The sequence below is a fragment of the Dasania marina DSM 21967 genome (genome assembly GCF_000373485.1).
GTDB lineage: Bacteria > Pseudomonadota > Gammaproteobacteria > Pseudomonadales > Dasaniaceae > Dasania > Dasania marina.
Genome location: NZ_KB891590.1, coordinates 1 through 26413 on the forward strand (window position 1 = coordinate 1; position 26413 = coordinate 26413).

Annotated in this window: 20 protein-coding genes; 4 read left to right on the top strand and 16 right to left on the bottom strand. The window is 45.4% G+C overall.

Features of this window, described 5'->3' with window-relative positions; genetic code table 11:
- The 9 genes from B067_RS0117575 to B067_RS0117615 all read right to left on the bottom strand — a co-directional run.
- The coding region (locus tag B067_RS0117575) for a DNA methyltransferase (protein WP_019531407.1) at positions 1 to 1403 on the bottom strand (1403 nt) is incomplete at its 3' end.
- A gap of 54 nt (positions 1404 to 1457) precedes the next feature.
- Positions 1458 to 4928 (bottom strand): BREX system P-loop protein BrxC, encoded by a 3471-nt coding sequence (gene brxC / locus B067_RS0117580; protein WP_019531408.1) that lies wholly within the window; start codon positions 4926 to 4928, stop codon positions 1458 to 1460.
- A gap of 12 nt (positions 4929 to 4940) precedes the next feature.
- On the bottom strand, positions 4941 to 5480 hold the full coding sequence (locus tag B067_RS0117585) for a BREX protein BrxB domain-containing protein (protein WP_019531409.1): 540 nt from the start codon (positions 5478 to 5480) through the stop codon (positions 4941 to 4943).
- On the bottom strand, positions 5473 to 6357 hold the full coding sequence (locus B067_RS0117590; RefSeq protein WP_019531410.1) for a hypothetical protein: 885 nt from the start codon (positions 6355 to 6357) through the stop codon (positions 5473 to 5475). Before B067_RS0117590 ends, B067_RS0117585 begins: the two co-directional genes overlap by 8 nt.
- A 428-nt stretch (positions 6358 to 6785) precedes the next feature.
- Positions 6786 to 9959 (bottom strand): UvrD-helicase domain-containing protein, encoded by a 3174-nt coding sequence (locus B067_RS0117595; protein ID WP_019531411.1) that lies wholly within the window; start codon positions 9957 to 9959, stop codon positions 6786 to 6788.
- 4 nt (positions 9960 to 9963) lie between these two features.
- A complete protein-coding gene (locus tag B067_RS0117600) occupies positions 9964 to 12621 on the bottom strand; it encodes a PD-(D/E)XK nuclease family protein (protein ID WP_019531412.1) in 2658 nt (885 codons plus the stop codon).
- A gap of 444 nt (positions 12622 to 13065) precedes the next feature.
- Positions 13066 to 14274 (bottom strand): IS256 family transposase, encoded by a 1209-nt coding sequence (locus tag B067_RS0117605; protein WP_019531413.1) that lies wholly within the window; start codon positions 14272 to 14274, stop codon positions 13066 to 13068.
- A gap of 322 nt (positions 14275 to 14596) precedes the next feature.
- Positions 14597 to 16333, bottom strand: a complete 1737-nt coding sequence (locus B067_RS22060) for a relaxase/mobilization nuclease domain-containing protein (RefSeq protein ID WP_019531414.1) — start codon at positions 16331 to 16333, stop codon at positions 14597 to 14599.
- Positions 16334 to 16669 (bottom strand): plasmid mobilization protein, encoded by a 336-nt coding sequence (locus tag B067_RS0117615; RefSeq protein ID WP_019531415.1) that lies wholly within the window; start codon positions 16667 to 16669, stop codon positions 16334 to 16336.
- Between the two features lie 411 nt (positions 16670 to 17080).
- On the opposite strand from B067_RS0117615, the gene B067_RS0117620 reads away from it, so the two are divergent.
- Together B067_RS0117620 and B067_RS0117625 are read left to right on the top strand one after the other, a co-directional pair.
- Positions 17081 to 17557 (top strand): hypothetical protein, encoded by a 477-nt coding sequence (locus B067_RS0117620; protein WP_156820895.1) that lies wholly within the window; start codon positions 17081 to 17083, stop codon positions 17555 to 17557.
- A 185-nt stretch (positions 17558 to 17742) separates the two neighbouring features.
- Positions 17743 to 18849, top strand: a complete 1107-nt coding sequence (locus tag B067_RS0117625; protein ID WP_019531417.1) for a site-2 protease family protein — start codon at positions 17743 to 17745, stop codon at positions 18847 to 18849.
- Between the two features lie 367 nt (positions 18850 to 19216).
- Here the strand turns inward: B067_RS0117625 and B067_RS22380 are convergent, their stop codons facing one another.
- The 4 genes from B067_RS22380 to B067_RS0117645 all read right to left on the bottom strand — a co-directional run bounded on the left by B067_RS22380 (position 19217) and on the right by B067_RS0117645 (position 22204).
- Positions 19217 to 19567, bottom strand: a complete 351-nt coding sequence (locus B067_RS22380) for an HNH endonuclease (RefSeq protein ID WP_083921460.1) — start codon at positions 19565 to 19567, stop codon at positions 19217 to 19219.
- A gap of 657 nt (positions 19568 to 20224) precedes the next feature.
- Positions 20225 to 20926 carry a hypothetical protein gene (locus B067_RS0117635; protein ID WP_019531419.1) on the bottom strand — a complete coding sequence of 234 codons (702 nt, stop codon included), beginning with the start codon at positions 20924 to 20926 and terminating at the stop codon, positions 20225 to 20227.
- A 154-nt stretch (positions 20927 to 21080) separates the two neighbouring features.
- Complete coding sequence (locus B067_RS0117640; protein WP_156820896.1) at positions 21081 to 21398, bottom strand: hypothetical protein; 318 nt, start codon at positions 21396 to 21398, stop codon at positions 21081 to 21083.
- 347 nt (positions 21399 to 21745) lie between these two features.
- Entirely contained in the window at positions 21746 to 22204 is a 459-nt protein-coding gene (locus B067_RS0117645) for a hypothetical protein (protein WP_019531421.1), read from the bottom strand.
- Positions 22205 to 22645: 441 nt separating this feature from the next.
- Between B067_RS0117645 and umuD the strand changes: the two genes are divergently transcribed.
- Positions 22646 to 23032 (top strand): translesion error-prone DNA polymerase V autoproteolytic subunit, encoded by a 387-nt coding sequence (gene umuD, locus B067_RS0117650; protein ID WP_156820902.1) that lies wholly within the window; start codon positions 22646 to 22648, stop codon positions 23030 to 23032.
- A complete protein-coding gene (umuC, locus tag B067_RS0117655) occupies positions 23026 to 24276 on the top strand; it encodes a translesion error-prone DNA polymerase V subunit UmuC (protein ID WP_019531423.1) in 1251 nt (416 codons plus the stop codon). The genes umuD and umuC overlap by 7 nt, the downstream gene beginning before the upstream one ends.
- A 374-nt stretch (positions 24277 to 24650) precedes the next feature.
- On the opposite strand, the gene B067_RS0117660 is transcribed toward umuC, so the two are convergent.
- The 3 genes from B067_RS0117660 to B067_RS21490 form a co-directional block, all read right to left on the bottom strand.
- Complete coding sequence (locus tag B067_RS0117660; protein ID WP_019531424.1) at positions 24651 to 25094, bottom strand: hypothetical protein; 444 nt, start codon at positions 25092 to 25094, stop codon at positions 24651 to 24653.
- Positions 25066 to 25203, bottom strand: coding sequence for a hypothetical protein (locus B067_RS22385; RefSeq protein ID WP_420806537.1), 138 nt, complete (start codon positions 25201 to 25203; stop codon positions 25066 to 25068). Before B067_RS22385 ends, B067_RS0117660 begins: the two co-directional genes overlap by 29 nt.
- Positions 25204 to 25285: 82 nt before the next feature.
- Complete coding sequence (locus tag B067_RS21490; RefSeq protein WP_051083878.1) at positions 25286 to 25792, bottom strand: DUF6957 family protein; 507 nt, start codon at positions 25790 to 25792, stop codon at positions 25286 to 25288.
- Between the last annotated feature and the right edge of the window lie 621 nt (positions 25793 to 26413).

The window sequence follows — 26413 nt, forward strand, 5'->3', positions numbered from 1 at the left end:
GCGGCAATCTGCGCCTCATGGGCATCGTCACTGTCGGTGGCCAGCGCTTGATTTAACGCCTCACTTAACTCATCCCATTCGACAATTTTGGCGGCGTTGGACTTTCTCGGGTTGATCAGGCTACCTAATACCGGCGCATCGGCGAATGTTTGATGCATCCAATCTAAGGCAATACCGATATTTTTTTTGCCACTTTCATCTGCCAATTTAACACCCAGCTGCTTCCACTCTGACTTAGCTGCTTTTACCGATAACCCTGTACAAGCCAGTTGAAGTTCAGGTAACTGTCGGTAACCAATGGCTTTGCCGCTGGCAGCAGGATAACGCCAAGCCTCTAAAGCCAAAGCAAAGGCGGCCAACTCCACACAGCGTTGATCCAGCTCCAGGCCGTGTAAGTTTTGCTGAATGACTTCGTCGATAGCAGTTTTGGCATCCAGGCCTTCGTCCTGCATGCGCATGGGTACCAGCATTAAGAAGGCGGCCACCAAAAAATGGCCGGAGCCACAGCAAGGGTCGAGGGTTTTTAGCTCGCTTAAATTTTGTGGCCACTGCTCAAAGCCACCCGCCGCCGGCTGCCACTGATCGCTTTCGCCTTTAATAAAACGCAGATACTTGAGCGGCACACCATCGATAGCGGCGCGCTCGCGTAAGTCTTGCTCGCTGCTGGCAGTAGTTAAATCATTTTGTGTCAGTACACGCTTGGCCCACCAGGCCCCCAGGGCGTTATCTAGCAGAAAACTAACCATATAGGGTTCGGTAAACAGCTGGGTAACGGGGCTGAGTTCATCGGCGCCAATTTTGACACCGGAATCATTGACCTGCTGTTTGCGCTTGGTTTGCCAAAATTGATAAACCCAACCGAGAGAGTCCTGCGCTTGAAACGTCGCTACATCTAACTTAGCGATAAGGGCCTCTAGCGAGCGGATATGGTTAAGGGCCAGACTTAAACCGAACACGGGCGAGTCGTTGCGAAACACCTGGGGCAGCATTTTGGCGGCCAAAAGGCCTGCGTATTCCCAGCCATTACGGGCGCCTTCATCGGTAGCCAACTCTTCACACTCCTCCAGTGTGAGGGGCGTGTGAGCATCGAACATTAGCAAATTGTTTTGCTCGAGAAAACGTGCAAATAACATGCGGTGCCAGTGCTCGTAGGCTACCTCGCTAACTAAGCGTGCTATGCCCTGCTCGCCATTACCGGTTTTGCTATCACCGAGGCTACGGCCATGGGCACGAAGTTTCACGCGCAGGCTAACTTCATCAGCATCCAGGTAACTGGGAACTGTGGACTCGGCCACACCCAGGCGCACGATAGCTTCACGAGCGGCCTGCTCAGCGATATCGCGGGCTTTGATGACCGCGCTTTCCAGCGCGGATCTAAGGGTTTTGTTTAATGCTTGGCGCATAACATTTAAGTCCGTTATTTAACTTTATCAGGACGACCGGTTTGCTGGCTCGTATTAACTGACCGAGACAGGGCCATTAGCCAGCTGGGCGCGAATACGCTGTTCCGCCTCCGCCAACCACTTGTTGAGGTCTTCCTCGCTTTCGATCAAACGTCGTGGCGTACTAACACGCTGTACTTTTGGTGCAAGCTTGGCAATGGCGGCGTTGCGTGCAGCTTCAAACTTTGACATTAAGGAGGCGCGTTTATCGTTCCACTGGCTAAGGCTGCAGTCTTCCAGACTTTGCAACACTCGCTCGTTGGTATCCAACTCCACCCGTGGTACTGAGGCTATGCTGTGATGGTCACGCAGCTGTTGCTGCTCGTCCGCAGGGAGTTTTTGCCACTGCTCGTCGGCCTCTAAACTATTGAGGCAGTTGCCATACTCGGTTTCATACTCACCTAGGTGAGCCATGATGCTATCGCGGATGCCACTAAAAGCCTGTTTAATCAGAGGCTCGATAGGGTTGGGAGAAACCAGCAGGCTGCGGTTAGTAATAATGGCCTGGCGCTCAGTATCAATAAGCCCCTCAAAGGCTAAGCCACGGCAATGATGCAATACATCGCGCAGCTCGCCCCACTGAACATTACGCGCCTGAGCCAGCTCAATTGTCGCCTGCCAAGCTGAATAGTTGGCCAGCAGTTCATCTTTGGCATCAAGCGCGGCACTTAACAACTCGTTACCGGTGATACTCATCAAATCGTCGATTTGTTCAGTACTGGGGCTCGCAGGCAGAGGCGCATCGCCACCACTACTGTAGGCCAGCGCCTTGGCATTTTTCAGCGCCGGCAGCATTTGGCTCTGCTCTTGGCCGGGGCTGCAGTCGACACCCAAGCCAGTGATCAGGCCACGAATTTTAATGAGCTGTACCTTACTCAGCTGTACTCGCTCTGGGCGTAAGTTCACCTGGCTGAGCTGCGTACGGACCAAGCTTTTGGCATCCACTGGCTGACCAGTGGCATCAGTGCCGGTGAGAACTCCTGCTGCCAGCATCGCAAAAAGCACACCATCGATGCTATCCAACGGCCAACCGTAGGGGGCGGCGCTGAATTCACTGATAATCTCCCGGCCCTGTTTACCCACGCCGATAAAACGACGTACAGCCTCGCAGACAGGATGATTGACGGTTTCACCGCTGTAGCCCAGCCCCTCTAAGGCATTCTCACCACCTTCACGGCATGCTTTGTTATAAACCTTCTCCCAATTGGGGTCGTCTGCCAGGGCAAAATCGCTGTAGAGCCGCTCAACGGCTATTTGACCCGCCTTGGTTAACTGCTCAATGAGATCGACACCCTCAACATCGGCACCACCGGCCAACTTCACCTGTATAGCCGCGAAGATGTCTTTCAGTAACTGCGTCAACTTGCGGTCAGCGGCGTTCTTACGGTTTTCCATAGCTTTACGTGCATCGCCGCCAGCCTCGGTACTAGCCACACCGCGGATTTCTAGCGTCATCTCGGCTGCTTTCTGCTCGATAAGCGCATCGGCTACATCTGACTGGTTACTGTTGGGTACATAGATAAAGAGCGTTGCTTCTTCTGGCCTGGCACCGCGGGCTTGATCAAGAAAGGCTTTCTCCGAACCGGTATGTACCCAAGCGTAGAGTTTTTTATCAGCATCATTCGGCAACTCTGCTTCAAAGCAAGCTTGTATGGGGCGCGACACCTTGCTAGCGCCCTGTAGTGTCGTGCTTTTACCCAGAGCCTGGCGAATATGCTGCTGAATCAGCTGCTGTTTAAAACCCTCGATGCGCTGTGGGTTACCACGGTACTGATTCTTCTGCTGGTTAAACTCATCGTACCATTGGGCACTCTCAGCAGTTTGCAGACGGTATTCGAGGCCGCGGTCTGTCTGCATGGACATTAATAGCCCTTCTTTTTCCAAGCTCTGTAACCAGCCAGGCACCTGGCTGCGAACAAGGTTTTTATCACCGGTGAGGTCTTCAATTAATAGATCAGCTATAAACTCTTCGGTAGGGGCGATGCCATGGTCTACATCGGTAGGCAGTTTGCCTATCAGTAGGATTAAGGCCAGCACCCGGCCCTGTTGCTGGCTGTCGTGGTCACCGGCTTTTTTGCGACTAATGGTCTCGTAAATATCTTTGGAGATCATGCTGGTTTGCAATAGGTTGGTTGCAATTTGATCATAAATGAAATCGGCGGGTAACACGTGCCCCAGAGATTGATTGGCAGTACTCTTACAGGCCTCATGTACGATGCGTAGCTGGTTACGCAGCTGCGAGCCGGTACCGGTAACATCCAGCGCGTGCAGGACTTTTTCCCAAAAACGACGACGAACTGGTAGTAGCGGGTAGTCCGCCACTATCACCTGCTCATCATCTTTATTGTGTTCAATAGTAGAGCCGTGCAAATGGCGAGAAATCTCACCTAGGTTGGACTGTAATACATCTTCAATGTTAGCGCGGGCCGATTCCTTCTTTTGCAATATTACTTTGCGGATGACGGCGTCGACGTCTGTATCTTCAAGCTGAACAGGCGTTTGGAAACGCCCCATTAGGCGCTGCAGACTGCTCATGCCAGCCAGCGCACTCTGGCCGGTTGCTACAAAAAGAACTTTAGATTTTAACTGACTGGCTTTACAGCAGGTTTCTACTGCCTCTTGAATATCGTGGGCACGATCTATGTCGTTGCCGATGTATTGCTGTACCTCATCCAGAACGACTAGGGTTAACGGGATTTGGCCATCGACCGCCAGGGCTTCGACCAAGGCATCCACCATTTCATCGTTGCTAACGTCTTCGACGATGGCGTATTGGCTACGTAACATCTCTCGCGCTTCTTTGGGGTCGGTAGCCAACTGCGGCAGGGCTTCGATAACCGCTTTATGCATAAAAGGGGAAACATGTAGGTTACGTACCTCTTTCACCCATAAAGCCTCAGCTTCAGCACCAGACACTTTGGCTGTGACCGACTGCTTCACCTGCTCATAAACACCTTCGGACTTAAGCCATAGGCAGAATTTAGCCAGGTGGTACTGTTCGGGTAGCCCTAGTGATTTAAAGATGATTGCCAGCAGAGACAGGCGTACTTTTTTACCCGCCGAGGCACCGAGCGTACCAGATGCGGCGTGCAGCCCAGGGTGATTATGAGATTCATCGGTTAACTGCTCTAACAGCTTAACGGTTGTGTCAGGTAGGTCTGCAATACCACGCGCACTTTGGCTGCCAGGGAATGCTTGGTTTACCCAGAGGCTGGCGAGCATTTTAGCCAGGTGCGATTTACCCGAGCCAAAGAAGCCTGAAATCCAAACGCCTTTTTGCTCGTTTTTTGTTTTAAGGCTTGCGAGGTAATTGCTGAGGATAAGCTCCATGCCCTCTTTATACTTACCATCGCAAACAAAAGTTTTGAGTTCGTACTCTAGCGTTTTTAACGCCTCGGCAGTTTTCTCTTCAGAGACTTTAGCCACCCCGTTGTTTGCCAAAAAATTATCTACAGGGTCATTCTGAAAAATTTCGCGATTGAGCATTCGGTTTATCCTTTATCCTTTAATTGAGGTCGCTAGGTAGCCCCAGCCATTTTTGGCGTCTAATAAACGGTAGATGTTGCCTTCTTGTTCCCCAGGAAAGAACACCACCAGCCTGCCGGTAATTTTTGCCGCAAGGGCTTTAACGAGATCAGAAACAGAGGTGATACCAAACAACGTACCACAACCTAAAAGCACCACTGCCGTTTGGTCGGTTTGTTGATCAATAATTTGTTGAGCTAGCTGATCGACTAACTCTTCGGCGAAGTATTGGTAGTTGCCAGTTAAATACTCTGGATCTTCGAAGTAGGCCTCAGCATAATCTTGCCCAGCCAGCCAACTGGCGAAGCTGTCGGTGATATCTAACAACGTCCAAGGGTGATCATACTTTTGGGTAACCAGTTCAAATTCGCCGACGCGGGCGCGCAACTTAAGCTCATCTTCTGGTTTATAGATGATAAAAATAGAGCGCTCTTCGCTCGAGGCCATTTGTGCCCAGGGTAAACTAATATGGCTCTCGTAGTTTTTCAACAAGGAGCTGATGCGATCAGCCATTGAAAAGTTCCTTTTCGTTATCGTTGAGCCAGCCGGGGAAAGTAACTTCCACAACTTCACTTGATTGTTTAAAACGTAGATAACCGTGCAATGAGGCCACGTGAGCCAACTGATATAACTGATCTGTATCACGGCTTAATAGCTGGCACCATTCACTGTTGAAACCTCGTTGTCCTTGTAGACCCTGCAGGGAAGCTATAAACAAGGCGAAAGCGACATTGACTGCATGGACAGGTGCTTGACTACGGGTTTTACGAGCACGGCCAAGTAGAAAACCGGCTTGTGTCCAACTGCCATTAATGTTTTGCGCAAAAGACTTGAGTGACGCTGCACTGTAGCCCCCCGGATTATGCTGTTCTAATAAAGCCTCCATATCTTGGCGAGTAATCGACTCACCAGGCTCTAGGGCCATTAACTTGGGCATGGATGCACGTAATAACGGATCGCGACAAAGCGCCAACTGTAGCGCTAATACTGGCTGTGCCGAAGGCGCCTGGAGCCAGAGTTTGCGGAACACACGAAACAGACAAACATCATCCGTTAGTCCGTAGAGATCGACGAGGTGGCGGTAAGTCAATCTCCGTGAATTACTTGTCGGCTTATGTAGCAGATTGAAAGTGAGCACATCTTCTTTGAACCGTTCGGCCGTAGCCCCTTCTGGGTGCGCAGCCATGAGCGTGGTGAGTTCGGCAATCATCATACTGCGCGCTGAGTGCGCACCGCTCCGACCAAACTTAAACCCAAAAACCTCTAAAACACTTTGTTTTGTCACGTAGCCTTCTAAACCTGATTTTTCAAGATGGAATAACTCACTATTGTAACAAAGTATCTTATTCTGAACGGTGTTGACTTTATTTACTGTAGAGCTCGCGGCCACTAAACATCCTTAATTCTTAGCGCGAGTTTCCTAAGTGCACGTTCCTGTGCGTTTGTAGAGTCCATCCAATTGAGCTTGAGGTAAAAACTATTACCACTCACAGGAAACTGTTTATTGTTTTAAGCCGCCTAGTTAAGCATAAAAAAGCCTTTATCACCAATGGCTTACTGTGTTTTTAAAAATTTTAAACTTATCTATTTTGGCCTTTACATTTAACCGCCTAGTTTATAACCAATAGTGAGCGGCCGCTGTTAATCCGTTAGTCGCCAAACCAAATTTTGCTAGTGGATAGCGGGTCAAGCCCGGCATGACCGAATAAGGCTGTATCAAGTACGCAGGCCGGCATGAGGGCTCGTGAGCGGGCAAGACAAAATAAAAACTGGATGCCGGCTCCTCTGGGTACCGGATCAAGTCCGGTACGACTGCCCCTATTCCACCAGCTCACATTCAAGCACTGAGCCCATGGCCATAAAGTGCAACCACTGGCTAAGCACGGGCTTGTTGGTTACTGCTTGCAATGCATGCCTATAAGCCGCCAGCTGGCCACCATAGTGACTGGCTACATGCGGTAAATCATTTAGTTCGGTTGAGGTGCTTTTATGATCAATAATCACCCAGCCCTGATCAGTTTCGATTAATAAATCGATAGTGCCGTTTAGTAGCTGCCCCACGGCATTGGTCATGCTAACGGGGTACTCCATATACAGTTTTGCGCCTGGCCATTGTTGGGTTAACCAGTTTAAAAAGGCGGTGCCTGCCTTTATAACTGCTTGGGTATCTAGCGCGCTGAGGCCTGCGCTATTTAGCAACTGCTGGCCTACTTTGATTATGTCAGCCTCGCTGGCCTGTTGTTGCAATAGCTGTGTAGCCAGCACTGCGTGTAAGGCCGTGCCTGCGATGGCGGCATCTCTATCGGTTGGGAGCGGAATAATACCGGCGTATTGCTGGTTACTCGCCACTTTGATTGCAATGGCCTTGGCTTGTGAAGGTGAGATGTTGGCTATTGGGTAAGCCTGTGGCTCACGGGCTGTAAAGCCGAAGTATTGCTGCTGGCTGTGCTGGCTTATGGGCTCACCGGCATCCAAGTGCATCACTTGGGTGGGTATTTCAGCGTCATCACCCAGCTCGAGGGTGTCGGTAGCTTCCAATATCCAATCGGCACCGACATTCGTTAACCAAGGTAGGCCGGTGCCTTTTTCTAGCACGCTGGCTTTACAGGGCAAGATCAACATATCTCGGGCACGGGTCATCGACACATACACTAGACGCTGGCTTTCACGGCGGCTTGCCTCTAATAACGCGAGGCCATATTCACTGGCCTCGGCTTTATCGTAAAAAGCCATGTTGGTTTTATGCCAAGCCGATGGCGGCACCCAGTAATGTAAAAAACGGTTAGCCAGCGGCGCATTGACATCGAAGGGCTCAGTGGTGATGGCTTTAATACCCCAAAGATCGCCCTTGAGGGCATCACCGTAATCACAGCACAGCACCACGGGCCACTCTAGGCCTTTGGCGCCGTGATGGGTAACCACGGTAATTGCATCGGCACCCTCCACTTGCGCCTGTTTATCGAGTTCATCGCTGGCTAACGTATCCAACCACAATAATAAGCCCGCTACAGTCGTTGCGGCATTTTGTTGCTGGCAATGTTGTTCATAGTTGCTGGCCAGCACTACCATTTCATCTAAGTTGAGCAGGCGTTGCTGCACCAGGGTGCTGTGGCCACCCCAGCCCATGACTATATCGCGCGCGCCCATTTGCCAAAGTAAACGGCGCAGTGTTTCAACCGGCGTGGTAAAGCGCAGTGCATCACGCATGGCCAACATCCGCTCTATTACCTCATGATTTAGGCCTGCCATTTTATCTTCAGCATAGGCCTCGCTTTTAACAGCACTAACACGTTGGTTTAGCCACTCGGCCACCGGCTGGTTAGCCACCAGGCTTATAAGCTCGGCACGGGCCAATGTTGCACGGGGGTTTACCAACAACCGCAATGCCGCTTTGATTAACACTGCCTCGGGCGTGGCCATTAAGGCTTCACGCTTTAAGTTCACCGCTAGGCCCTGCTGCTCTAGCGCCTTGCTAACCCGCGCAATATTTTTGCCGGTGCGGCATAGGATGCCAATATCGGCCAAGGCCATGGGCCGCGGCTGCTGCGTGCCCTTATCGATAACACTGATGCCGCTGTCTACCAGCTGGCGCACGCCATAGGCTATATCATTGGCCTGAGTTTCTACCGATTGACGCTTGCTGGCATTGCGTGAATTTTGCGCCCAAATCTGCAAGGCTGGCGTAGGCCATTTAACTCCCCAACGCTGCTCGGGAAATTGCAACGCCACTTGCTGCGGCTCTAACTCACCAGCAAAAGCGGTTACAAAAATACTATTCACTAATTCGATAAGCTCTGGCCGCGAGCGCCAGGAATGCTCGAGCGTATCGATGGCCATGCCTCGTTGGGTCATTGCCTCTATAACACCTAGCATTAAACTTGGATCACTACCTCGAAAGCCATAGATGGACTGTTTGATGTCACCCACCCAAATCACTTGGGTGGCTAACTGGCTGAGCTTTAAAAATAACGCCAACTGAATGGGGCTGGTATCTTGAAACTCATCCACCATTAATAGGTCAAGCTCATCCTCTAATACTGCGCATACATGCGGTAGCTCAAGGGCACGCAGTAGCTCACGCTCTTGGTCGACAAAGTCGATTAAACCCATACGGGTTTTCATGGCTTGAAAATCGGCCATGGCATCAGCCGCCACGGCAAAGAGCTGCTCTAAATAATTGCGTACATCGTTTTGGTATTCAAGGCTAACTTCAAAACGGCTGGCATAATCTATTAACTCTTCTACACAGGCTCTACTCTTTGCACCCACACCAGCCTTGGCTAACCTTAGCCAATCTACCCATGCCCAATTATCGCCGCTTAACTGCATGTTCATGCCGCGAGCCTGATCAATAAACCCTGCAGTGGCTTTAGTGCTATCAATACTGGTATCGATTTCGCCCACACTTTTGTTAAGCAGCTTTAATAAACTTAAGGCATTGATATTAGCTTTGGGTTGGCCACAAAAACTCAGTTGCTTATTGGCATTGGCGGCACCTTGGCTGCGCAACTGTTCTGCTGTGAGGTTATTTGCGCGCGCTGCTTGCACCAGGCCCTCTACGTCTTTACGCCAATCTTCAACACTAAAGCGATTAGCTAGGCGATTAATACCCTGCACCCGCTCTATGTTTAGGGTTTGATCTAAAGCGCGCCTAAATAATGCAGACGTTTCATTTTCGGGGATCACATCTAACTGTGGCGACAACCCCAACTCAAAAGAGAATTGTTTTAACAAGCGGCCGCACACACCATTAACTGTGCCAATAAAAGCCGACTCCATTTGTGCCGCTAGCTCTGGCCGCTGTTCATGCAATAATTTTTCTTGTACGCGCTCTTTTAACTCATTGGATGCGCGAACTGTGAACGTGGTGGCCATAACCCCTTCAGGCTTGATGCCGCTATTTTCATCTAGCAGTAATGCGGCTAAACGCTCCATTAGGTTGTAGGTTTTGCCCGAACCTGCACCAGCAGAAATAAAGGTAATATTATCCATAATGCTACTCCCAACCTGTTAAGTGGCTATAGTCGGACCACTGTTCATCTTGATCGCCCATGGCTAAGCCACTTGCGGCGGGCTCAACTGCACGGTCTTGGGGAATGTCTTTTAAGGGCAGCTCCACTTCACCGGCCAGCAACTGCGCTTTGCGCCAGGCCAGAGTCATTTGCATTTTGCCCCACAGCTCTGCACTGGAGCCTGGGTCTACTGTTTGCACGACGGTGGCTTCAGGGAACTTATGTTTGTTAGCCATCAATAGCTGATTACCGTTAATGATAAAATAGCCATGCTCGGGCCATGTGGTGGCACCATTCTCACGGCGCAGCCAACTATAGGTAGTCAATTGCAGGGCGAGATTGTGCTTAATCTCATCACGACGCTTACTTAAGCCACCCAGCTTGATATCAATAACAGTTTCAGTACCGTCGTTATGGATGACCAATAAATCGATATAACCCAGAAAAGTATCAGCCCCGAATGTAGCTTCTTGTTTTTTCTCTACTTCAATCGTTGCAACATCGGACGACTTTAAATGCCCCACTAAACATTGCAGCGCTGAGACACCAGTGGCTTTTAATTGCTCTGCCTCTACGTGCCTGCCCGGCTGAATTAACACCGCACCTCGTTGGTTAATTAACTGGCTAAGCTCTTTACGCGCCCAAGCTGCTAGCGCCTGCTCATCCAATGCACGCCAGCTGTTATCGCCATGCTGCTCAAAAAAGGCCTCTACTAACCAGTGTATGAGTGAGCCCTTTAAGCGCGCATCGTCATTTAGACTTAGCACATCATCATTACGAATTTTGGCCATGTAATTAAACACGTATTCATGTGGAGTAAATAAGTATTTTTGCACCCGCGAGTATGACCAGCGCACCGATGGCTCAGATAAAAGGCCCTTATCAAACTGCCACCAGCGCTGGCGCTGAGGTAGCTGTATGCTGGCTATCTGTTTCATAGCAGGCTGTGGCTGCAACATTAATTGCTGCAAGGGCTGGGCGCTAAAGCCCTCACCTAAGCAGCTGCGGATTTTTTCTAATACGGGGTGCGCGGCATTATTGCGCTGCAATTGCACTAATAACAGCTGCTCACTGGCGGCCAGCAATAAACGGTTAAGCTGCTGATTGGCCAGCTCTGCCAAGCTCGCTTGCTCGGGTAAATCAATCCCCTGCTGCCTTAGCGCTTTTTGCTCTTGCTTAAACCAGGGCCAGGTTTTGATGGTTTGCTCTTCTACTCCTAGCCAAATAACTATGTCGTAAATGCCACTGTCTAACTCTGGGGCAAAACTGCCTGCATCTGTTAGCACAGTTATATGGCCAGCCTGCGCTTCGCGGCCACTCATTGCGCTGCCACGCGACCGCACTTGGCGCATTACATCATCAATATCGTTTGTGGTTAATTGCTGCGTATTGGTAGCCAATACATCCAAGGCTTGTGCAAACTCATCGACTTGTGCCATGGCCTGTTGATACAAAAGGCGCTCTTTTGGGTTTTCTAAATTAGCTTCGCGCCCTCGCAACCAACGATGTAACAATTGAAGTTGTTGATTAATAGCTGTAACCGAGACGGCATTTTGCGGATAACGCGCAACATCCAACCAATCAGCTAATTGTTTGCGTTGAGCCTTAACAGCTGTTGCATCTCCTTGCTCTAATAACTCGAAATATGACTGCACCACCTGCCGCCACGGTTCACTATCGATACCTGGGTTATTGGCGACTACGTCGGCCAGCATACGGCACAACCTATAAGGCAGTGGATTAACCGGATGGGTTAAAAACTGTAACAATGCCCCGGGGTTAAGTGGTGCCTGCAGCAGTTGCAAGGTTAACGGTAACAATTGCAATACTGGCCTTGCCGATGATGAAACGCTGTGTGCGGTTAGTGGTAAACCTGCTGCCATTAAGGCATCGTCAATAGCCTCAGCATCATTGGGCGCAAAGATAGCAATTTGTTTATTGGGGTGTAGTCGAACCGTTTCTGCCAGCCAGCGTACAGCCGTTTGTAACGATTGCGCCTGCAACCACTGCACCGAGCCGTCGTTACTTAAGCTGATTTGTTGCTGCGCCGGGTGGGTGAACGCGGTTTGTAAAAGAGCCAAATCACCCTGAGCCCTCAGTGCAAAATCGCTTAAGTGCTGAATGGCGACTCCCTGCCCTGCCAGTTTAGTTACTATCGCCTGAATACAGGGGGTTAATGCATCGGCGTCTATAATCTCAATTGTTTCAATTTGAGTGATAAATACGTCCAGCCTTGAAATAACACGCAGGCTACGCTGCCCCAAGCCGATATCTAATTTGTGCGCACCACTTTCTTCAACAGAAGCCAAATCAGCTATACGCTTTGGCTCGGCCTGCTGCCAACAACCATTCCAACCGTATTCATACAGGGTGTTACGCCATTGCAATAAGGTCTCGGCGGTACGGATGGCCGAGGCATTTTGTAGTGATTGCCAATAAAAATGCGCGCTATGCTCAGGCCGCTGGAGAAACTGTAGGTAGGCCATCACATTTTTTGTGTGCGACAACTCTGGCATGGGTAGCCCCAACTCACCTTCTAACAAGCTAATAAAGCCATTAGGGCCTATATACCGAATACCAACACCTTGCAGCGGAGCAAGGCCAATACCGTGGTCGAAGGCTGGTGCTAATACGAGTTTCATTTATATTCAATCCTTAAATAAGTGTAATGATCGCTTGAAGTACTTAGTCAGCTAATAATGGGGGAAGCAATTCGACCTATTATATGTAGTCAAACAGGACATGTCGCCACTGTAGATATACTCATGTCGTATTTTCAGGCAGATAGGGCTCGGAAAAGCACCATACTCACTGATAGTGGCTTCATTCTACAGGCGAATGAGGATTTCACACTCTTGAATTGGGAATTATGCAGCTGTAACGCCGTCTGAAGTAAATGATTATCTATGCTGCTATTTGCTATCTTGAGTTATTCTGCAACTCAACTAGCCCGCATTACAACAATAATGACATATCGCAGGTGGATTATGAAAATAACATTGTAAAAACGACAAAATGCCTAGAAAAGTCGGATCGATTCAAGCGTTCCGCTCGAGCCTGTAAATATTTCTGTGTAACTGTCTAGGTTAAATATAATCCGTTAAACGGCCTTCGAATTCAATGATAAATCGGTTCAAGGCCGGTTTCCAATTCCTTATCGGCATCGTCCATTTTTTTGAAGCTTCCTGTATCGCCAAGTAAACAACTTTTTTGGCCGAGTCGTCACTAGGGAATAGCTTGCGCTTTTTCACGGCCTTACGAATCACGCTATTGAGTGATTCGATGGCGTTGGTCGTATAGATCGCTTTGCGTATGTCCTGAGGGTAAGCAAACAGGGTATTGAGGTTATGCCAGTGGGCATGCCATGATTTACTTATCTGTGGATACTTATCGTCCCAGCACTCGGCAAATTGCGCTAACGCTTGCAGGGCTTCCTCTTCGGTTGCTGACTTATAAATCCGTTTTAAATCTGCCGCTACGGCCTTGTAATCTTTCCAAGGCACAAACTTCATGGCGTTACGCACCATGTGCACAATGCAGAGCTGTATTTGGGTATCAGGGTAGACAGCATTAATGGCATCGGGAAAGCCTTTGAGGCCGTCAACGCAGGCAATTAAAATATCTTTTACNCCGCGATTTTGCAGTTCAGTCAGTACGTTAAGCCAAAACTTAGCGCCTTCATTTTCAGATATCCACAGCCCTAATAGCTCTTTATGGCCTTCTATATTCACGCCTAACGCTAAGTAGATCGCTTTATTGATAACCTGTTTGTCCTGCCTAATTTTAAGCACGATGCAGTCGAGATAGACGATGGGGTAGATGGCATCCAGCGGCCGCGCTTGCCACTCGACAACTTGATCGATAACGGCGTTAGTCACTTTTGAGATTAATGTGGGCGAAACATCCGCACCGTACATTTCTTTAAAGGTGGTGACGATTTCCCGTGTGCTCATGCCCTGGGCGTAGAGGAAGAGAATTTTATCGTCCATGGAGGTAAAGCGGCGCTGATGCTTTTTAACCAGCTGGGGTTCAAAGCTACCTGCTCGATCGCGTGGAGTATCAACTTGAAATTGGCCATCTTCGGTCTGCAAGGTCTTGCTGGTAAAGCCATTGCGGCTATTACTCGCTTCCGATGACTCGTGCCTTGCGTAACCTAAATGATCGTCTAATTCAGCATTAAGGGCCGTTTCAACGGTGATTTTGGTGAGCATCTGCCTGAATTCATTAAGATCAGCTTCCGTCTTAATGTTCTTGGCTGCGGCTTGGGCTATTGCTTTTAGTTCGTCGTGGTTCATGGCTGTCTATCCTTACCCTTTTTGGGGTTTAATGATAGACAGTTACACAGATTTAGTTACAGTCTCTTCCGCTCTTACTGATATTACAGTGAAACGTTTCACTTTTAGCGAGTCACAAGAAACGCATTATCTCTATTGACTATAAAGTGAAACGTTTCACTTTTCAAACGATTGAATTAACAATTGCTCAGCTGTAAAACATGACAATTCTATTATTTGGCCCTCAACAATGACATTGATTTATTAATTTTTAGTAACCGCTGAAGACAACACTTAATATATTAATTATTTTAACCAATCACAAATAATATCTTATACCTTATCAATCGAAGTTACAGCCTCCTCCTATATCAGTTAAATTTAGCTTTTCTTTTAACTCGATGTATTTTTCAACGGCAAGGTTAAGACACATCAAATCACCAGAAAACTTAACGTCTAAAACCCTATAAACCTTCCTTTTCTCCTCTTCATTCAACTTTGAAATATAAACAGACCATTGATCTGGCTCTGGCTCTGGCTCTGGCTCTGGCTCTGGCTCTGGCTCTGGCTCTGGCTCTGGCTCTGGCTCTGGCTCTGGCTCTGGCTCTGGCAAGTTAGCATTCCCAACAATTTCATCTAATGCAAGTATAATTGCTGATTCATAATCCCCACCAAACTGGGTTAATTTAGATTTTGTGATATCAACAAGTAAACTCTTATCAGAATCAGATAAGCCTATCTCATAAGATTCAATACAAAAACGAATATTTAGATCAGTATCATTGAAGTCTACTTTAATGTTCATTACCTTAGCTTTTTCATATACTAATTTTTTAAACTCTTTTGATCCGTTTATTCTTAGCGCACCCCAACCAAGCGTACTCGTCCTTTCTAACATTGCATTAATGACTGTTACATTTGAACCACGGACTGTTGAAAGCTTAGGGGGATTAATGATCTCCAAAAAAGCCTCAAGCCCCGTTTTCTTCCACTTATATATGTTTTTTTCTTTAGTTTTTACAACATCAAAATGGCGACAAATCAAATTACGCCTAGTCGCTGGTTTTGATGATTCTAAGTCATAACCTGATATATTTTTGATACTTTTAGCGTCGTGCGTTATCTCACAGCATTTACTCGTTATTTTCTCATACCTTGCTTTTAGCGAAAGCAGCTGTGCTTTATCACTTTCTTTATAGCAGGCTCTCTTGCTAAGCTTTCCCCAACTAAAAGATCGGCCTAATTTGCTCCCAGAGAAGTATTCTCCAGCAGCATAGAAGCCTATGCCTCGTATAGTTGAACCACGCTTATTGCAATTGACAACCGGTTGAATGCCAGCAGAAAGCAAGTTTTTTATAAATATAGAAAAATCCCCTTTTGACACCTCTTCAGCTTTAGTAATATCTTGCTGAAATCTCTGTATCAGCGGAGACCCACCCGTACGCTTAGATTTAGCACGCTGTGATTTAGCAGATGATTTAACTCCCTGTCCTTTAGCAGATTGCTCCCCCCTAGCCTCCACTCTCGTCAAGTCATGCTTTACCTCTAATTTATCCATAGCTGCATTCCATAGCCGATCGTCATTTCGCTTATTAAATATAGCCCCCTTGTCATCTGTCACACTAATCAACATATGCACATGTAAATGCGCTTTATCATTATGTACAACTAGCAGCGACGGACGGGAATCAATACAGCCCATCACAATCTCTATAGCCTCTTTCACAATTAATAACGCCTTATCCGGTGTTACATCATCGGATGGGTGAAACGATATCTCTCTATCTATGCACAGATGATTTGGTGCTTTTCGCTCACCTCTTGCCTCTAATGCTTGAGCCTCCATGTCAGCGATAGCTAGCTCAGCATAAATTTCAGGGTCAGATAAACCCTCGAGGTACGGGGTTAGGGAATGAGTTTCGACCCCAGCCACTCTCTCACCCTGCTCTAACCCTGCATACTTGGGATCATCCGCTAATAAATAGCGGGCTTTGCTAACAGCGATTAATAGGTCACTAAACGGGGATTTACCACTACATTTACCTTGCGCATTCCTTGGGCCGGCTCGCTCGCAAATCACCTAAGGCTGCTTATTCACCAAAGCTAAAACCGCCTGCCTCAACGATTCCAATTCTCGGGCTGGCACGTAATTACCAGAGTTTGCCGCTCGAGCAAGCTGGTTAATATTATTGCCTATAGCTGACAATTGATTTCTATACTCCCTGCTTATACGACTTGGCCGTTCAATAACAGTAGAGATTAAAACTGTGGTTCGAATGTACTGAGAAACAGCTAAATTCAACAAATCTGCCTTTGTTTTAATAGCTTCTTTTTCTAGATCAGATACACGGATTTCTATGCGCTCTAGCTTCTTCACACATTTTCTGTGAAGAGAATTTTTATTCACCATTTTCATGTGAATACTCCTTCTTATTATTTTTATTTGAGTAAATCTTTGACAACCTTTGTCATCAAACAACCAGGCCGAAGGCAAAAGCCCGCGGCAGGCGCGAGGTATTTATTTCAGTAATGAAATAAATTTTGCAACAGAGTCGCAGACGACAGCGCAAAACCTAAAAAGGTAGTTATGTAACGTACGTACATAACCCTTCCTCGCGTAGCTTTGATGACAAACGATTAACAGTATCTCACATGCCGCTCTTGATATCAATATTTTATTAGCGTAACCTATTGATATATAAGGAGTTTATATATTAAATCAAAATCAAATTGTCAAGAAAACGTAAAACCAACTATTCACAACTAACTAGTGAAGCTTCACAAGTTAGTTGTGAATTATAAAAATAATAAGAATAAGGTAAAGACTATGAAAAGTAGTTTATGGGCAAGATCCTGCAAAAATCACAATCTAATTTATCGAACATCTAGCAACAATAAAAAAACACTGATTGCTAAGTTAATGAATGATTGTTCAAACGCTTGCGAGATAGAAAACATACTAATCAACGATCAAGAACGCCGAAAGTTTGAAGAAATTGTTAAATACAGAAAGATAGACTTCCACCGAGATAAGTTTCAACTCATTATTGATTTAGGCCCAAAGGAAGCAATGCTCTATTTAGCTCTAGTTATAGCTGAGATGACAGAAGAGCAACCCTGCAATAAACATCAAGTCCCCGAACACCTACAGAAGCTATCTAAAGAAATTTGGGGGATATGGAGTGTTATTAGACCCTTTATAAGCTCAAAGACATACTGGGATGTAAGAGAGGCTGACTCAAAGACCGAGTGCGCAGAAGCAAAGGAGACAATCAGCCATATACAGTCACTGATGAATAGCTAATGATTAGGATTGGACCAACTCATCCCGCCATAGGCGGTCGATTTTGTGCGTGAAGCGGATTCTCGAGAAAAACAAAATCAACTGAATTTAGACGAGGACTTGGGGGGGATTATGCTTAAAAATCCCCCATCAAGCGTTAAAGTTTCATCTGATCCCACTAATCTCTAATCTTTATGCAGTCTGGCATGAACTCAGGTAAGATAATCGCCTTAAAAATAACTTTGCGAGAAATACCGTTGTTAAAACTCGAACTATTTGGCAAAACCTTAAAGCTTGAAAACGATGGTGCGGGTACCCAGTGTTTGTACTGGGCCGATGAGCTGGTGAGCAAGGTCGAATTAAGTGGAGTCACCGCCAGTGAAATTGTACATAGATTTCTCTTACAGCAACCAAACAATAGCGTAGAGATCAGCTTAAATCTGCAAGCCAAAGATCAAACCGTGGCCTATCAGCTATGGGTAGATCAGCATCAGCAAGAAACAGGTGAGTTCCTATTAACCGCCTCAGCATATCTAGCCAAAGAAAAATCAACACACAGTTTTATGGGGTTGGCGGCGCTGGCCTTTAAGCTTTTTAAAAGCGCCAAGGTGATAAAAGTGGCGTTGGCGGGGGCATCCGTAGCCGGTTATGCCTGGTTGTTTACCGTAGAATTTGCCCTAGTAATAGTGGCCTGCCTGGTGGTGCATGAATATGGCCATGTAAGAGCGATGCAATACTTTGGGATTAAAACCAAAGGCATTTACTTAATCCCCTTTGTTGGCGGCCTGGCGGTATCCGACGATAAGATCAATACCCGCTGGCAAGATGTGGTGATCTCTATCATGGGGCCGTGTTTTGGTCTCTTTATGTCGCTGGCTTGTTTGATTATTTATTGGGTAACGGACATAGAGTTATTTGCCGGGGCCGCAGTGCTTAGCGCCTTATTAAATTTGTTTAATCTACTGCCTATTTTGCCTTTAGATGGTGGCCACGTACTCAAGAGCATAAGCTTTTCAATGCACTCATGGGCGGGTTTATCCGTATGTATGGCAGGCATAGGCCTGGGGCTTTTGTTGGCTTATATCTTCGGCCTAGCGCTGCTGGTATTCTTTTTGTTTGTTGGCGCCATCGAGGTCATCTTTGAATGGCGGCAGCGACATTTTTCCCATTTAATTCCGCTGGATCGCTACGGCCAAATATTCTCGGCGGTGAGTTACTTCCTGGTGACTGCTGGGCATATCGCGGTGATTATTAGCTTTGCGGACTCAGAGAATCCCATATTGAGCCTACCGATGAAAATATTCAGTAGTTAGGTTTTTTCCGGAATCACCGCCTATGACGGTTTTATCGCAACCTCGATCAAACAGCCTTTGAGTAATGTCTGTTATTGAATTGTAAATTAGCTGCACTCTAATGACAGCAACGGGCCATTAACAACCATCTTGCGTGGTCAGCAACCAATAACTCCCCAACTTCAGCTATGGGGCCCCTTTGCGACAAGCGCAGAATATTATGGTGCCACCTAATACGGAGGATAAAGGGCGGCTAGTATGAGTGGCCGCTCTAATGCGGACGCTCACATAAGGAAAACATATCCCGAATTCTGTCGAGGCTTTGGGTCAGTTTACTTCCATGAGCAGTCTCATTTTTAATTCCTACTGCATTTTTATAAGCGCCCTCTCACAGAACAGCCCTAGCTGCATGCCAGCGACCAGCATTCATCCTTCTTTGTACCAAACCTCTAAAACAATGAGGATCTAAATCCCTCCCTCTTCTGTGCCTCCCAACATTACAAAAAAGACAAGCCGCAACAATATTCTCTCGACCACTACTACCGCCATCCTTGTGAGCCATCAGGTGCTCACCAGTACACTGAAACCTCCGTGCCTGCCGAACAGACAATCCATACCTGACAGAAAAAGATTTCGGACATCCATCCCACATTGGTTGGGCACAGTAATAGCAAAGACCTTTCTGTTTAGAGAAAGCAAAATGACGAGGTTTCTTGAGAGATTTTCGGGGATTTAACATGACGCACTCTACATTCTAATTGAGAAAAAGAATGTCCGCGTGCCGCCGTATGGCTGACCTAGGAACCCAGCGGGTGTATACCCAACTGACCTAACAGTAGTCCCTATCGGTGACTAGATTAGGCAATATTAGTACTAGTGATACATTTTTACAATAGTAAATTTTACAGCCCATACCTCTGTTAATTTACGGCCTTATCTTTTATAGAGGTATCTAGTTCAATTAGGTCAGATCAACGGGCGCTCTTGTGCGTAAAGCGGACGCTCAACAAAAGTAAAACAACTGATTTAGCCGAAAATCCGGGACGGAAATAACATAGCTGTATGAAAAATAATCGTTACGACCCCTTTAGATTTGATCAAACAGCCTTTGAGTAATATCTGTTATTGAATTGTAAATTAGCTGCGCTCTAATGACAGCAACGGCCATTAACGACCATCTTGCGTGGTCAGCAACCAATAACTCCCCAACTTCCCCCTGTTGAATCCCTAACATCCAACTGATGATTGCAATGGTCGCTCTAGTGCCTAAAGCGGACGTTCACCTAATGTGAAAAAGCCTCGATTTAGTCGAGGCATTGAGACGGTTCAGTTCGAAACCGGATGGTCAACGCCTCAAGAAGAGGCGCGCTTTTGCGCGTCCTTCTTGCTTGATTTGTTAGGAATATTTTCTCTCAAGATAGTTTTCTCTATATTCTAGCAACTTATCAATTTTAACCTTCCAGTCTTTTTGGAGCACCGGTGCTAGCCACTGCATTTCTTCGTACCAACTAGGGATACAGTTTTCATTGAGACTGCCCAAGCCAACAATGTTATTTCCGTAAAGGTCTATATGCCTTTTATAGAAGCACACTTTAATGCTTTTCATGTGATCTGTAGGCTTGGCAAAACCCTTAGGAATTAACACTATGTTGGAAGCTGAAGTAAAGAGGCCATAAGGCTTGGTCTCCATATCAATGTCAATAAACACCTCTTTCTCTAAATCCCTTTCATTTGGTTTGTGACCAAAAACATGTGCCAGCTCAAACCTATCTAATCCGCTTGAAGCCCACATGCCAGTTTTACCACCAGAATAAGCCTTCCCCATAGATAGGAAGGCCCATATATGTCTTGGAAAGGTGTTGTCATTCAATATCGTACCGTCGGCCATGTAAACATTATTTTTCCATTGAGCCGATTTCTCTTTATTTATTGGTCGCCTAAAGCCGGGGAATACGCAATCAGACTTAGGATATAGAAACGCTGAAATATTTAGATTTTCATGGCAAATATCACTGAATTTTCTGTGATAGTTTAAGTTTTCATTTTCAATGTATTTAACAATTTCAGGATGGATATGGTGGGTGATTTTCCCAAGCATCAGTGCCAGCTCTCTTTCTACAGAACCAGATTCATCTTTGTAAATAAATTTATTAATACTGACCTCCCTGAGAGCCTAACGCCCATATAAATTGCGCAAAAAAGAGCAGCTTTTTGGAGTCGATTTGATATGTTTGTTAGCACTGCTTGTATCATTAGCTAAAATCTAAATCATCCAGCTGATTATCACGCTCAATTCTTTTAGCTTCTTCCAGCTCTGCTTGAATGCGAGAGTTAGCATTGTATTCGTCTATATGTTTTTCTAACTCTCGATTTGCTTCTGCAACATCGTGCTTTAGATCTTTTAAATGATAACGGTTTAACTCATCAAGTGCACATTTAACGACAATACAATCGCCTTCAATCCAAGCTCTACGCCACATTGAGTGACGGGCAAAACCTCTAGACTGGTCAAAAAAGTGCACCCAGTCTCTTGCTGGAATTTTTGATAGTTGTAAATAATAATCTTGCAAGCCAGAGTATTCTCTATCTTGTTTAGTTCTCTCTTTTACAATACCAACAATTTTAATTTCTTGTTCGCGCGGAACATCACCTGGTAAAGATTGAGGTTTACTTTGCTTGGGTTGATAAGTTTTTTGTTGTTTGATGGCTTTAGGCGTTTCTTTAACGCCTAGTGCTATTAATAGTTTTGAATAAGAGATTTCAAATTCATTTGGGTTGGTAAAGTCAGCATATAGCTTATCTGAAAGAGAAGCATGGAGTTATGACTTAGAAAAACTGACGACATGCGCGATATATCCTTGTAGTGCTAACGTTTTTAGCAGGGGCGACCACGAAGTTGTGATCTTGTTAGTGATTACTAAGAAACATGCATGAACTCCATAAACCTATTGTCGATCTCTTTAAGTTGGGCACCAAACCATTTTTTATGCGCAGCCCGTTCAGATGCATGTGTTGAGGTGTGTTCATCCTCAGACCACTCCATTAAATCTACTGACTTAGACCATAGTTGGTTGATGTATTCCTTTATTTCCTTATTGAAAAGAAATTCAGCTCCCACAGTACCTGCGCTGAAGGCTTGCTGTAGAGCAAGATCTTTTTGGTTTCCTTGTATTACTACAATAATATAGTTTCGTATTGCATCGTAAACAGCATACCTTTTATCGAATAGATCAATCTGAAGCTTTCTTCTATTGGTTCTGTATTGCTGCACAGCGATGTAAGACCCCAATGCAGCGATGGCTATAGGAATTAAGGCCGTGAAGAAATCAATAATCGGAGTATATTTTGCTATCAGGCAAAGAAAGTTATCAGTCATTGTGTTCTCTTAACGAGCCTGTAGAAAAACGTTTTGACATAATCGTCCGTCTATAGCTCTCTTCTTATTGGTTTTATGGGATGATTCCAAGCTGTGTAGAAACCACCCACTTCAATTTGACATAATGCCATATTATACGTATTTCATCATACTGCATAGCGAGCCTAAAAGACCCTAGACTAAGTCGCTGAACAGCCGCTATGGGGCGTTTTGCGACGGTCAGACTTAATGTAGCCCTATGCTGGCAATCTGTCAGGTCGAGTCTGAGTCACTACATCTAAGGCTATCTAAGGTCATCCAAGCACACAGCATAACTCCAAATTGACAAGCAGTTACCGCCCCACTATTATACTGTTTTTATATACAGTATATTAGATTATGATTATTAAACCTCTTTGCCTCATCCATACCACATACGACACCCCATCTCACGCCCTAGAGATGCTTAAAAGTCGCCTATCCTGTGGGTTCCCTAGTCCTGCTGATGACTATTCAGAGACTATGCCTAGTCTTAGTGAGCTTCTCATAAAACATCCCTCTGCAACCTATCTAGCGAAGGCTCAGGGGGACTCTATGGTTGAAAGAGGAATACTCGACGGCTCACTTCTAATCGTTGATCGAGCCATTGAATCTCAACATAACTCTACTATCGTCGCATCTATTGCCGGTGAACTAACCATAAAAATCCTAGATCTAAAAACACGACAACTTAAACCAGCCAACCCAAAACACGCATCTATACCAATTCCTGAAAACCTTGATGTGATCTGTGAAGGTACAGTTACCTTCTGTATAACTCCACAAGCTAATTGCGCTTTCTCATGTTAGCGCTCGTTGATTGCAATTCATGCTATGCCAGCTGCGAACAAATCTTCCAGCCAGATCTTCGTGGTAAACCTGTAGTAGTTCTCTCAAATAATGATGGCGTGATAGTTACACGTAACAAAGAAGCTAAAGCACTAGGTATTCCAGACCTTCAACCCTACTTCAAAATCAAAGACCTATTACAGAAACATAACGTAACAGTTAGATCATCAAACTATGAACTCTATGGAAGTGTCTCCACGAATATAATGACCTTGCTGGAAACGTTCGGAAATAGTATTGAGGTTTATAGCATTGACGAAGCTTTTCTGGATGTAACCGGATTCAACAACCTTATAACTCATGGTCATGACATTAAGAACGCGTGCTGGAAGCAACAACGCATGCCTGTATGCGTTGGAATCGCTAGAACTAAGACACTTGCAAAACTTGCCAATCACTTAGCTAAAAAGTCAGATCGACTTAACGGGGTGTGTTTAATTGATGATATCGAAAGCTGGAATAAAGTCTTTAGTAAGATTGATACTGGGAAGGTATGGGGAATAGGGTCTCGTATCAGCAAACAAATGAAATTGATGAAGATCAACACCATTTTAGACCTTAAACAACAATCACCTAAAAGTATGAGGGATAGGTTTGGTGTTGCTGTTGAGCGAACAGTAAATGAACTGAATGGCACTCCATGCTTAAAACTAGAATCACAACCACCACCCAAGCAACAGATATTCAGCAGTAGATCTTTCAGCAATAAAATAACAACACTACACGAACTTAATGAAAGCATAGCTAATTACGCAGCAAGGGCAGCAGAGAAACTAAGGGGGCAGAACAGCTTTACGAAGCGTATATACGTCATGATTCAAAGCTCTCGGCATGCATCGACAGCTTATAACAACAGTCAGTCAGTACCGCTTTTATATCCAACAAACGATAGTCGATTGATAATCAAGGCTGCACAGAAATTAGGAACACGCTTGTTTAAGGATGGCATCGATTACGCTAAAGCAGGCGTAGGATTGATGGAGCTATCAAATCGAGGCATTAAACAAGCTGACCTCTTCACTCCACAACAGTCAGTTCAATCTGAATTAACAATGAATACCTTTGATGGCATTAACATACGGTATGGCAAAGGAACTGTATTTATTGGTTCGCAGGGCATTCAACGTCAATGGACAATGGCAAGAAGCATGAAATCGCCAGCGTACACAACGAGATTCTCGGATATTCCAGTCATAAAGCTATAGGAAAAACTTGTTGAAATATATCATGGGTAATAAGCAGAATCGTTTTCATCAGGGCACTTAACATGCTTTAAGTGTAGTAGCTAAAACTTAAACGAGCGTAACTCCTATTCCAATCGCACGGTCGGCTCTGTACAAAAGAAGCCGGTCGCCAAAAGTTAAAGTGCCCCATGCTACAATTAAAACCATTTTTTATGTGAAACCTCAACCCAAGAGCGAAATAAAAATAGAAACCGTATGAAATCAAAAAAAATGTCCTAGCGTTTCGCTTCGTTTTCCTACGCTAAGAAAATAGGAAGTGAAGTGCCAGCCCCCTATGCCTTCGGGAGCAGGAATATTTAATGCAGTCATGATTGTTAGATAATCATCTTAAGGTATCACTGTCCGATTCCGTCAGTTCTAGCCAGCAAGCGATTTACAGCAGTATCACCCTCAACCCCCCGCTCTTCGTCACTGTCTTCCAGATAATCCAGTTGATCAGAAATCGCTACAGGAATATCTCCACACTCATATAAGACCGACAACTGTCCACCTCTATCAATCTTAATATCTTTGATAAATGCACTACCCCACTGATCGCTATCGTTCAACAATTTAGCCATTTTATAAATAGCTAAGAAATAGCCATTAGTCGCATCAATTGCAGTAAATCCATCATACCTTTCATTTCTGAAAACATGAGGAAAGTCGGCATAAAGTTTATTTACTAGTAACGTATTCATAGCTATTCTTTTTTTGATCGTCGTAAAAATAGGTTTACCGTAAATAAACTCCAAAAACGTTAATTTATTTTTATAAACAGTCGTGTCGATGCAGTTCACAGTGAGTCACCCTGTCCACTAAATCACCGACTGAGATTATTCTGTCGATTTTATTGTTAAAGTATATTTCCGCTAGGCCCTGGTTAAATGTGTCAAGGTGACCATGTATGTCGCCGACAAAGAAATCTCTGCCATTTTAGTTTTTAGGTAGTGTTAATAACGGCTTTTTTACATCGAGTAAGCCACTCATACTAAAAAAAAGTATAGGCTGATTTAGCATCAACTGTCTTTCTTGTTCCTTGTCCTACTAATATATAGCACGTATTTTTTGTCTCAAACACGCAGTTATCGTGTAGTTTTTGCAGCAACGTTGTTCGGACCCAGTTCCCTAGTTCGAAACCAGGATGAATCGTCGCTAAAATACATTCAGCTTTTACCACGGCAGGCAACGACCCTTCAGGTACATCAATCCCTTCAGGAATCTCAAGGTCCCACCAGCACCACCCTGATACAGCTGTAACGTTTTTATCTGTCTTCTTTCTCCATGTCTCATATATCTCTTCGAATTCATCGATAGAGATACCGTAATCGCAAGCATCACCAACATCATTCAGCACACCGCTTAAACGCTTTACTTCGTTAAAGAGCGGAGAATCAAGAATTTTCATGAATTCAATCTCCGCTCCACTCTCTAATAACTCTTCTACATCTTTTTTTGTTTTAATGCTAGAAGATTTTATCTTTTTCTTATCGCTCATAAATAACCTCACAAAAATTTAAAAAAAGTCTATACATCAACGGTCTTGCTAGACCCTATACCCACTAAAAAGTAGCAACTATTCGCTGCCTAAAAATTCAATTATCCCGTAAACTTACAAGCAGTGACGTTCTTACAGGTTGAGTATATTAAAAGTCAGAATGGTTTTCTTTTAAAATCTGTAGGCTATAATTATGCTCGGAAATAGCCCCGTCCCGTCGCGCCAGATTTCTGAATATTCTAAGTTACACCAACACCACTCACTTACTGCCGTGACATTTTTACCCGTTTTTTCTACCAATTTTTCACAGATCGCTTTGCAACTATCCACTGAGCAGCCAATGTCAGATGTTTCACCTGGCTCGAAACAAATATTTTCAAATTCTTCGATATCGTACAGAAGCGGTGATAACTTCTCCCAGTCGTTGTCTTCTATCATTCAATAACAACGCTCCAGCGTAATCATTAAGTGCTCTAAACACCTTGTGTCGTCAGTGTTGGAGTAACCAAATTGATTGCTATATAGCTCAGTTGTTCCAATTCTGAAGCTGGAAGACCAGTGGTTATGGCCTTACATGAATACAAAGGGCTGATGCTTTTCGATCAACCATTTTAAGTCGTT

Excerpts from the sequence above, each read along its gene's own strand:
- brxC (WP_019531408.1), bottom strand. The coding sequence starts at position 4,928 with ATGCTCAATCGCGAAATTTTTCAGAATGACCCTGTAGATAATTTTTTG.
- B067_RS0117585 (WP_019531409.1), bottom strand. The coding sequence starts at position 5,480 with ATGGCTGATCGCATCAGCTCCTTGTTGAAAAACTACGAGAGCCATATT.
- B067_RS0117595 (WP_019531411.1), bottom strand. The coding sequence starts at position 9,959 with ATGGATAATATTACCTTTATTTCTGCTGGTGCAGGTTCGGGCAAAACC.
- B067_RS0117600 (WP_019531412.1), bottom strand. The coding sequence starts at position 12,621 with ATGAAACTCGTATTAGCACCAGCCTTCGACCACGGTATTGGCCTTGCT.
- B067_RS0117615 (WP_019531415.1), bottom strand. The coding sequence starts at position 16,669 with ATGAAAATGGTGAATAAAAATTCTCTTCACAGAAAATGTGTGAAGAAG.
- B067_RS0117620 (WP_156820895.1), top strand. The coding sequence starts at position 17,081 with ATGAAAAGTAGTTTATGGGCAAGATCCTGCAAAAATCACAATCTAATT.
- B067_RS0117625 (WP_019531417.1), top strand. The coding sequence starts at position 17,743 with ATGAACTCAGGTAAGATAATCGCCTTAAAAATAACTTTGCGAGAAATA.
- B067_RS22380 (WP_083921460.1), bottom strand. The coding sequence starts at position 19,567 with ATGTTAAATCCCCGAAAATCTCTCAAGAAACCTCGTCATTTTGCTTTC.
- B067_RS0117635 (WP_019531419.1), bottom strand. The coding sequence starts at position 20,926 with ATGCTTGGGAAAATCACCCACCATATCCATCCTGAAATTGTTAAATAC.
- B067_RS0117645 (WP_019531421.1), bottom strand. The coding sequence starts at position 22,204 with ATGACTGATAACTTTCTTTGCCTGATAGCAAAATATACTCCGATTATT.
- umuD (WP_156820902.1), top strand. The coding sequence starts at position 22,646 with ATGCTTAAAAGTCGCCTATCCTGTGGGTTCCCTAGTCCTGCTGATGAC.
- umuC (WP_019531423.1), top strand. The coding sequence starts at position 23,026 with ATGTTAGCGCTCGTTGATTGCAATTCATGCTATGCCAGCTGCGAACAA.
- B067_RS21490 (WP_051083878.1), bottom strand. The coding sequence starts at position 25,792 with ATGAGCGATAAGAAAAAGATAAAATCTTCTAGCATTAAAACAAAAAAA.